Below are 2,330 nucleotides of genomic sequence, written 5' to 3'. Positions count from 1 at the left end.
AGTTTGCTCGTTTCAATAAATAGTTGATCGCAAATAAGAAGTTTCGATGTAGAGTATTATCCATTTGATATTATTAAATCTAGTTTTGTAATGTTGAACTTATTTTTACAACCTATTAAAAGTCTATTCTTACGGTAATCTTAACAAGGTTTTAACTAGACAGTAAATAATGCCTTTTGAAAAGGAAAACCGTGGTTGTGATGGGGGAAATAGCAAAAAACATCAAGAATGAACAAAAGTGTTTTGGTATGATATGGAATATATTCAATGTGAGGGGGAGATTATGGTGTATCAAGTAAAGGGGTACTTTTCATCGCTAAAAGGAAGTCATTATGAAGTTGGAAAACAGCAAGGGGAGTTTGTGAAAAATCATCCGTATCTCATTCCACAATTTATGCAGCAAGAAAATTTAATATCAGATAGCCATTGGACAGAATCTAGAAAAGTACTAAAACAATATTGTCCAGGAATTAATGAAGAAATTGAAGGGTTTTGCGAAGTATTGAAAATCCCTTCTAGAAATATGATGTATTATTATCAAACACTATTAAAAGTAGGTTGTAGTCATTGTGCAGTATTACCTAGAAAAACTGATTCAGAGCATACATATGTATTAAGAAATTATGATTTATCACCGAGAATAGATGATATGCGTTTTTGCTCGACGCATGTTGAAGGTGCATATGCACATAGTGGCTTTTCTACTCAATATTTTGGACGAACAGAAGGAATTAACGAGCATGGGTTATCTGTTACATTTTCGGCATGTGGTCAACCTGTAGGGAATATTGATGGTTTAAGAAAGCCGATGGTAAATGGTTTGCAATGTTTTGCGGTAATTCGGGTATTATTGGAGAAATGTCAAAATGTGCAGGAGGCTAAGATATTAATAGAAGAAATGCCAATTGCAAGTAACATTAATATAATTGTAGCTGATCCTTTAAAAGCGGCACATATAGAGATTTTTGATGGTTTTAAATCAACAACAACTAAAGAAGACAGTCAAGGCTTTATCGTATCAACTAATCATGCGGTTAGTTCATCCATTCAAAAATTAAATAACAGGAGACTAGAGCAATCTACGAAGAGATATCACATTTTACATGAGCATTTAAACCGAAATGAACAGGTGAGTATGGAATCTTTAAAAGGATTGGTAGAAGAAGAATATCCTGCAGGGGTGACGGTGCATAATTATGAAGAGTGGTTTGGGACTTTGCATTCTGTATTATTTGATTTACAGGATCGTACATTGAATATTTGCTTCGGATCGCCACTTTTCAACGAGTGGCACTCATTGAAAGTTGGAGAAAGCCTTCCGTTTTCTCAAGTGAATGTGAACTTTGAAAATAGTGAATATACTGATTTTTGAAGAGAAAAGTGAGTTGATTCCTAAAGAATAAAAGGAATAATGTGGTAAAATGGAGGGAGCGGAAATAGACAGGAGGGGTTGATATTGCTACAAGCCATGTTACCATTTGTTCTTATCTTATTTTTAGTCGTTTCGATGTATATAACTTATCAAAAAAGAAAAAAATCAGGGATAAAAGGATTAAAAAGTGCATTAACTTCTAGTTGTTGCTTTTTAATTGCAATCTTAAATTTGTTTGCATATTGGGTAAGACATGAGAATATACCCTTAAAGTTAAAGAGATATCAAATGCCAATGACAGAATTCATGAAGTTTGTAAAGTGCGAGAACGAAGGTGTTTTTGACATCAAGCAGATGTACAACGCGGAAAAAGCTTTCAAGAAAGTGCAGAACCACCGAAATCTACATTTTGCTTACATGGGTATGCGAGTAAATGTAGCTGGCAAGTGGGGTACAATCGTTGGAAACTGGAAAACTAATTTGTTCGTTTTGTTCGATGGGGAAATAGAAGCGTACAACTGCCACCCTTATTGGGAAATTGCTTACTTCGATGAAGAGGGCAATGTGGTTCATAGCTGTCAAAAGGGAGAGTATGCGATATAAGTAAAAAAGGACGAGCAGTCGTACCTACTGTCCTTTATAGGAGAAAAATTATTCTGGACTAGAACTACGAATAACCAGAAAACGCGCTTTTAACCAGTGTTGTCAAAGATGTAATAATTTATGCAACAAAAAAGCTTAGTCGGAATTCAAAACACCAAAATGGCTTGCATTGGTAAACAGGCTCAAAAGTAGTATATGCAAAATGAAAAATTCCATACAAAAAGCAGACAACAATTTTGGTTGTCTGCCAGTGAGTCGAATGAGTTAGCTAATTGTGATAAATTGCTTTCCCATTACAAGATGATGTTAGACTAAAAAGTAGACACAGGTTAATATGATAAAAAATGAACTAAAT

Annotated in this window: 1 protein-coding gene and 1 pseudogene; both read left to right on the top strand. The window is 34.4% G+C overall.

From position 1 onward, the window contains the following. Positions 1–286 precede the first annotated feature (286 nt). Positions 287–1,403: pseudogene (locus AB3X49_RS21610) on the top strand (C45 family autoproteolytic acyltransferase/hydrolase). A gap of 53 nt (positions 1,404–1,456) precedes the next feature. Then, positions 1,457–1,975 (top strand): hypothetical protein, encoded by a 519-nt coding sequence (locus AB3X49_RS21605; protein WP_367964648.1) that lies wholly within the window; start codon positions 1,457–1,459, stop codon positions 1,973–1,975. The last annotated feature ends 355 nt before the right edge of the window (positions 1,976–2,330 follow it).

Origin of the sequence: Bacillus sp. C30, assembly GCF_040838255.1 — a bacterium.
GTDB lineage: Bacteria > Bacillota > Bacilli > Bacillales > Bacillaceae_G > Bacillus_A > Bacillus_A mycoides.
Note: the sequence above shows the minus strand (reverse complement) of the source record. Positions and strands in the feature narration are given on the sequence as shown.